The sequence below is a fragment of the Actinomadura chokoriensis genome (assembly GCF_039529475.1).
Classification (GTDB): Bacteria; Actinomycetota; Actinomycetes; order Streptosporangiales; family Streptosporangiaceae; genus Spirillospora; species Spirillospora bangladeshensis.
Genome location: NZ_BAAAMW010000047.1, coordinates 20,467 through 27,298, shown reverse-complemented (window position 1 = coordinate 27,298; position 6,832 = coordinate 20,467). Strand labels below are relative to the sequence as shown.

5 protein-coding genes and 1 pseudogene are annotated in these 6,832 nt (G+C 71.4%); 3 read left to right on the top strand and 3 right to left on the bottom strand.

The window, feature by feature from the left end:
- A pseudogene (locus tag ABFX46_RS42240) lies at positions 1-127 on the top strand (IS630 family transposase); the annotation flags it as partial.
- A gap of 15 nt (positions 128-142) precedes the next feature.
- Here the strand turns inward: ABFX46_RS42240 and ABFX46_RS42235 are convergent.
- Genes ABFX46_RS42235 through wecB form a run of 3 tightly spaced genes read right to left on the bottom strand, consistent with a single transcriptional unit; the run spans position 143 to position 4,072 of the window.
- Complete coding sequence (locus tag ABFX46_RS42235; protein WP_346050096.1) at positions 143-2,260, bottom strand: glycosyltransferase; 2,118 nt, start codon at positions 2,258-2,260, stop codon at positions 143-145.
- A gap of 53 nt (positions 2,261-2,313) precedes the next feature.
- Positions 2,314-2,979: a hypothetical protein gene (locus tag ABFX46_RS42230; protein WP_346050090.1), complete on the bottom strand. Its 666-nt coding sequence runs from the start codon at positions 2,977-2,979 to the stop codon at positions 2,314-2,316.
- On the bottom strand, positions 2,972-4,072 hold the full coding sequence (gene wecB / locus ABFX46_RS42225) for a non-hydrolyzing UDP-N-acetylglucosamine 2-epimerase (protein WP_428831377.1): 1,101 nt from the start codon (positions 4,070-4,072) through the stop codon (positions 2,972-2,974). Before wecB ends, ABFX46_RS42230 begins: the two co-directional genes overlap by 8 nt.
- Positions 4,073-4,096: 24 nt before the next feature.
- Between wecB and ABFX46_RS42220 the strand changes: the two genes are divergently transcribed.
- Together ABFX46_RS42220 and ABFX46_RS42215 are read left to right on the top strand one after the other, a co-directional pair.
- Entirely contained in the window at positions 4,097-5,542 is a 1,446-nt protein-coding gene (locus ABFX46_RS42220; protein ID WP_346050088.1) for a glycosyltransferase family 4 protein, read from the top strand.
- 20 nt (positions 5,543-5,562) lie between these two features.
- A complete protein-coding gene (locus tag ABFX46_RS42215) occupies positions 5,563-6,825 on the top strand; it encodes a nucleotide sugar dehydrogenase (RefSeq protein WP_346050086.1) in 1,263 nt (420 codons plus the stop codon).
- The last annotated feature ends 7 nt before the right edge of the window (positions 6,826-6,832 follow it).

Here is a 6,832-nt window from a genome sequence, read left to right as displayed (position 1 = left end):
CGACGTCCGCGGCTGGGTCAACGAATGGAACAAGAACCCCAAGCCGTTCGTGTGGACCAAGACCGCCGACGAGATCCTCGAAACCCTCGCCGCATACTGCCAACGAATTAACGACTCACGACACTAGGGCTGTGCGGTCTTCCTACTTGGCTAGGAGGTCTGTCCATTGGTGGCAGACTTCGGGGAGGGCGTAGGCGGCTTTTAGTTGGGTCTTTGCCAGGGCGCTTTCTTTTTGCCAGCGATTCTGGGTGACTGTGGTTGATATCGCGGCGGCCATTGCCGCGGGGGTTTCGTGGATCCAGCGGGGGTCGTAGATGGTTTCGGCGCCGGGCCATGGGAGTAGGGCCGGGACGGCGCCGGAGGCCATGCCCTCGGCTGGGGCCAGGTGGAAGCTCTCGTCGTCGCTCGTGGAGAGGACGAAGCCGATGCGGCGCAGCCAGGACGCCACGTCGCGGCCGTAGTTGTCGAAGACCACGCCGCCGGACAGCAGCCTGGAGCGGCGGATGCGGCGGAATGTCTTCTCGTAGTGGGCCCGCTCTTCGTCCTTCTGCCAGATCCACCAGTACTCCCAGGGGAGCTTGGATTTGATGAAGAGGGTGAAGCGGGGGTCGTCTCGGCGTAGTTCTTCCAGGACGTCCAGGGCCAGGTCCAGGCGTTTGCGTGAGGGGGCTATGCCGATCATGCCCAGATGGTGCTCGGCGCCCGGGAGTTTGGTGCGGTCCAGTTGGGCGTCGTCCACCCAGTTCGGGATCGTGACCACCTTGGACGACGGCCAACCCGTCAGTTCGCGGGTCAGGTCGGTGTAGTGCGGGCTTACGCAGATGACCTGGTCTACCGCGTCGATGTCGAGTTGCTTCGGCCATGGGGCGTAGAGCTCGAAGCGGTGCAGGCGGACCACTAGGCGCTGGTCGGGACGCTTGTGGGCCGCGAACCACAGGGCGTTCGGGCCGCACCATTCGCAGATGACGACGTCCGCCCAGTCGACGAGGTCTTGGCTGCGATGCTCGTCGTGGGCCTTCAGTGCCGGCCAGTGGTCTACGCGGATCTCCATGTCGGAGCGGGAGCGCAGGTAGTCGAGCAGGCGGGTGAAGAACTTCAGGTCGTGGCCCGCCACCCCGACGCGAAGGGGACGCTGCTTGACCGAAAGGACGGCCTGGGACGGCTCCGGAAACGCCTGTGAGAGGTACGTGCCGAGGCGTTCCGCGGCGGCGTCGAGGGTGAATGACGTGGCGGCCGTGCGGCAGCGGTCGGCGGCGAGGGTGTAGACGTCCGGGTTCTTGCCGATGAGGGTCAGGGCGTCCAGGACGTCGTCCTCGGTGGCGGCGAAGAGCGGGTAGTCGGCGCCGAGCAGGCTCTCGTGCATGGGGGTGCGGTTCAGGACGACCGGGACGCCCAGCGTGCCGCATTCCAGCACCTTCGTGGACAGTTCCAGGCTCGCGTCCATGGACGCGTCCCGCCACGACAGGCCGACGTCGCCGGCGGCGGTGAGGCGCATCGCCTCGGCGCGCGGGTGGCCGCCGTGCCAGATGACGCCCTCGCCTGTTTCGAGGGCGGTCCGCATGCGGGTCGCGAAGCCGGGGTCGGCGGGGTCGTCGTGGATCTTGTCGCCGACCATGTGGAGTTCGGCGTCCACGCCGCGCATGGCGAGCAGGCGGGGCAGGGACGTCATCTCGTAGGTGTTCCAGCGCGGCGCGAACTTGCCCGTGTAGACGAGGCGGAGCGGGCCGTCGGGGGCGCCGGCGGGACGGGCCTCCAGGCCCTCGGGGAGCACGACGACCGGCGGGAACAGGACGCTCTTGCCGGCCGTCGCCGGGACGGCGCTCTCCAGGAAGCCGCGCAGTTCCTCGGTCTGGCAGAGCAGCACGCGGGAGGCGTCGGCGATGCGCCGCAGCTCGGCCTTCGCGGACGCGCCGAACTCGGCCGCCGACTGCGGGACGTCGGTCAGGTACGTCCAGAGCCGTCCGGCCAGCGGGCCCGCGGAGAGCTTGCCCGCGAGGCGGCGGCCGCGAACGACGACCAGGTCGTGCGGGGCCTCGGCGTCGATCGCGGCGAGGGTCGCGGCGGCCTGCTTGGGCGCCATCGGCGCGTCGAACAGGCCGTCGGCGTGCGGGCTGCGGACGGTGACGCCGGGCAGGGCGCGCAGCGGGTCGACGAGCCGCCCGGTCCGGACGGGCGCCTTCAGGACCAGGGTCACCTCGCAGCCGGCGCGGGCCAGGGCCTGGACCATGCCCTGGGCCCAGATCGCCGACCCGTCGATCATGTTGAGGTCGACATCGCCGTAGACGAGGGCACGTGGTCGCACGGTGGTTCCTTTCAACGGACGAGGTGGCCGGGCGCGGTGGCGGTGGCGTCCCAGCGCAGGGACGCGAGGGTCGCGGGCGGCGTCCGGCCCCACAGGACGAGCGGGAGCGAGCGGGCGGCGGCGATCTCGCGGAGCTCGTGCAGCGCGAGATCGCGGTCGTACATGCCGGGAACGCCCAGGTAGGCCCAGGGAGAGCCGGGTTCGCCGGCCGCCGCGTCCACCACGAGCATGTCGACGTCGGCCGAGCCGAGGACGGTCGCGGCGTCGTGCGGGTACAGCGGGACGACCTTCGCGTGCTCCGCGAGCTGCGTCGCCGTGGACGGCGCCAGGACCCCCGCGATGATCAGCCCGTCGCACGGGCCCGCGACCAGCAGGCGGTTCTCGGGACGGTCGACGCGGTCGGCCTCCACGCCCTTCGCGGACGAACCCGCCGAGGGCACGGGAGCGTTCCGCTTGCGCCACAGCCGGTACAGCTCCCTCGGCAGGCGCTTGCCGCGCTTCGGGTTGCGCGCGGCGCCCGCGACCAGGCGGCCGAACTGGACGGCGGTCGACCGCTCCAGCGCGGTGAGCCGCTTCTCCAGCTCGTCGAGGCGCGCCTCGCGCTCGCGCAGCGTCGACTTGAGGCGTCCGAGCTGCTGGTACGCCCTCGCGTCCTTGGCGTCCTTGGCGTCACTCACTCAGGAACTCCATGATCACTTCGGCGATGCGGGGGCCGGCGTGGCCGTCCCACAGCGGCGGTCTCCGGTCGGACGCCGATCCGCCCGACTCCAGGGCCTTGCGCGCTGCGGGCACCAGCTCCTCGAACGTGACGAGCCGGTTCGTGCCGTGCGTGATGGTGATCGGCCGCTCGGTGTTCGGCCGGACGGTCAGGCAGGGCACGCCGAGGATCGTCGTCTCCTCCTGGAGCCCGCCCGAGTCCGTGACCACCGCCGCCGCCCCCCGCACGGCGGCGATGAAGTCGATGTACCCGAGCGGGTCCAGGACGTGCACGCCGGAGTGGTCGGCCAGCCCGGCGGCGAGCAGGTTCGCCCGGCCGCGCGGATGCACGGGGATGACCAGGTCGGCGAGGTCGGCGACGCCGTGCAGGTGCCGGACGAGGGCGGTCGCCGTGCCCGGCGCGTCCACGTTCGCGGGGCGGTGCATCGTCGCGAGGACGTACCGCTCCGGCAGCCCGTGGGCGGCGCGCACGGCGTCCGTGTCGAAGGAGTCCAGGTTCGCCAGCAGCGTGTCGATCATCGGGTTGCCGACCAGGTGGGTCCGCGCCACCGGGACGCCCTCAGCGGCCAGGTGCCCGATCCCCTCCGGGCTCGTGACCAGGCACAGCGCGGACAGCTGGTCGGTGATCCGCCGGTTCACCTCCTCCGGCATGGTCATGTCGAAGCTGCGCAGCCCGGCCTCCACATGGGCGACCGGGATGTGCAGCTTGGCCGCGACGAGCGCGGCGGCGATGGTCGAGTTCACGTCGCCGTACACGATGACCAGTGCGGGTGAACGGCTCGTGAACTCCGCCTCCAGCCCGATCAGCAGCGCGGCGGTCTGCTGGGCGTGCCCGCCGGAGCCGACGCCGAGATTGACGTCGGGCTCGGGAAGGCCCAGCTCGTCGAAGAAGACCTCCGACATCCGCGCGTCGTAGTGCTGGCCGGTGTGGACCACGGCCTGTTCGGCGCCGGCGGCCCGCAGCGCGGCGATCACCGGGGCGGCCTTGACGAAGTTCGGCCGCGCCCCGAGGACGTGCACGATGGGTGCCAACACAATTTCCCTTCTGTTCATCGGGGTCGCTTAGCGTCCGGCCCCGTGGTCAAGAAACCCGTGGTCAAGAAGTCCGTCTACCTGGCCGGACTCGCCTATCGGCAGCTGCGCGACGATCCCGGACGGGCCTCGCGGCTGGCGGCGCGGCTGGTCGCACGCACCCCGTTCGGCGCCCGGCTGCGGTATTCCCCGCTGACCGTTCCCAAGCCCCGGGACGTCCGCCGCGAGACCGAGGATCTGCGCGCCCTGCTGGCCCGCGGCCCCTCCCCGGCACGGCGCGGCGCGCCCAGGCCCGGCGGCACCGTCCTGCAGTTCGTGACGAACGCGCTGCCCCGCACGAACGCCGGCTACACCGTCCGGACGCACCGGATCGCGCTCGCCCAGCGGCAGATGGGCCTCGACACCCACGTGGTCACCCGGCTCGGCTACCCGCTCAGCCAGGGCATCGGCGACGCGCGGGCACGGGTGGACGTCGACGGCGTCCCGTACCACCGGCTCCTCCCCTGGCTGCCTCCCGCCGACACCGTCAAGGCCGTCGAGAAGGGCGCCGACCTGGCCGGACGGCTGGTCGAGGAGCTGCGGCCGTCCGTCCTGCACGCGGTCAGCGACCACCGCAACGCGGCCGTCGCGCTCGAACTGGGGCGCCGCCACGGCATCCGCGTCGTCTACGAGGTGCGCGGCTTCCTGGAGGACTCCTGGCTCTCCCGCGACCCCGCCCACAGCGAGACCGACGGCTTCTACCGGCTGACCCGCGAACTGGAGACGCGCCGGATGGCCGAGGCCGACGCGGTCGTCACGCTCGGCGAGGCGATGCGGGCGGAGATCGCGTCGCGCGGCATCCCCGAGGAGAAGATCTTCACCGTCCCGAACGGCGTGGACGGGGCGTTCCTGGAGCCCCTCCCCGACGCGGGCGGCCTGCGCGCGGAGCTCGGGATCCCGGAGGACGCGACCGTCGCGGGCCTCACGTCGTCCTTCTACGGCTACGAGGGCATCGACACGCTGATCGACGCCGCCGCCCTGCTCCGCGACCGCGGCACGCCCGTCACCCTGCTGCTGGTCGGGGACGGCCCGGAGCGCGGCGCGCTCGAACGGCGCGCCGCCGGGCACGGCGTTCACGCCGTGTTCACCGGGCGGGTGCCGATGGAGTCCGTTCGCCGATACCACGCCGTCCTCGATGTGTTCGCGGTTCCGCGCCGGGCGGACCGGGTGTGCCAATTGGTGACGCCCCTGAAGCCGATCGAGGCGATGGCGGGGGGAATCCCCGTTATGGCCAGTGATGTCAGAGCACTTCGGGAAATCGTGGAACCGGGCGTGACGGGCGCGTTAACAGTTCCGGAAGACCCGGAAGCATGGGCGAATTGTCTCGAAGATCTGGCTTACGCTCCCGAACGGAGACAGAAAATCGGGCGGTCGGCCCGGGAATGGGTCGCGGCGGAACGCACCTGGCGCGCCGTCGCCGAGCGATACCGGGCGGCCTACCGACTCACCTAGATCGAAGGGAGCCGGGGCGCATGGATCTCGTTGTCATCGGACTCGGCTACGTGGGACTGCCGCTCGTCCGCGAAGCCTGCCGGGCCGGCCTGCGGGCCGGCGGGCTCGACCGGGACGCGCGCGTGGTCGCCGCGCTCAAGGCCGGGCTGTCGCACGTCGACGACGTCTCGCCCGCCGAGATCGAGCAGATGCTGGAGGCCGGGTTCACCCCGAGCCTGCGCGAGGACGTCCTGGACGGCGCCCGCACCGTGGTCATCTGCGTGCCGACGCCGCTGTCGCCCGAGGGCGGCCCGGATCTCACCGCCGTGCGCGGCGCGGCCGAGACGGTCGCCCGGCACCTTCAGCCGGGCATGCTGGTGGTGCTGGAGTCGACCACCTATCCCGGCACCACCGAGGAGGTCGTCCGGCCGATCCTGGAGACGTCCGGGCTGGTCGCGGGCGAGGAGTTCCACCTGGCGTTCTCCCCGGAGCGGATCGACCCGGGGAACCCGGTCTACGGGGTGCGCAACACCCCGAAGATCGTCGGGGGGCTGACCCCGGCGTGCGCGTCGGCGGCGTCGGCGTTCTACGGCAAGTTCGTCGACCGGGTCGTGGAGGCCAAGGGCACCCGCGAGGCCGAGATGGCCAAGCTGCTGGAGAACACCTACCGGCACGTCAACATCGCCCTGGTCAACGAGATGGCGGTGTTCTGCAACGAACTCGGCATCGACCTGTGGGACGCCATCGACTGCGCCGCCACCAAGCCGTTCGGGTTCCAGGCGTTCCGGCCCGGCCCCGGCGTCGGCGGCCACTGCATCCCGATCGACCCCAACTACCTGTCGTACAAGGTCAGGTCGCTGGGCTACCCGTTCCGCTTCGTGGAACTGGCCCAAGAGATCAACGACCGCATGCCCCGCTACGTCGCCGAACGCGCCCAGCAACTCCTCAACCGCGAAGGACGCGCACTCAAAGGCGCCAAAGTCCTCCTCCTCGGCGTCACCTACAAGGCCGACATCGCCGACCAGCGCGAATCCCCGGCACGCCCGGTCGCGCGGCGGCTGGCCCGGCTCGGCGCGGACCTGGTGTTCCATGACCCGTTCGTCTCGTCCTGGGACGTCGACGGGGCGCAGGTCCCGCACGCGGGCGGCGATCTGGCGGCCGCGCTGCGGGAGGCGGACCTGGCGATCGTCCTCGCCGACCACGCCGCCTACGACGCCGGGACGCTAACGAGGCACGCGCGCCTCCTCTTCGACACCCGGGGCCGCACCCGCGACGCGCAGCGCGAGACCGTCGAACTCCTCTGAAACCCGT

What these genes read in the sequence shown, in the direction of transcription:
- ABFX46_RS42235 (WP_346050096.1), bottom strand. Translation starts at nt 2,260, where the DNA reads ATGATCGACGGGTCGGCGATCTGGGCCCAGGGCATGGTCCAGGCCCTG.
- wecB (WP_428831377.1), bottom strand. Translation starts at nt 4,072, where the DNA reads ATGAACAGAAGGGAAATTGTGTTGGCACCCATCGTGCACGTCCTCGGG.
- ABFX46_RS42215 (WP_346050086.1), top strand. Translation starts at nt 5,563, where the DNA reads ATGGATCTCGTTGTCATCGGACTCGGCTACGTGGGACTGCCGCTCGTC.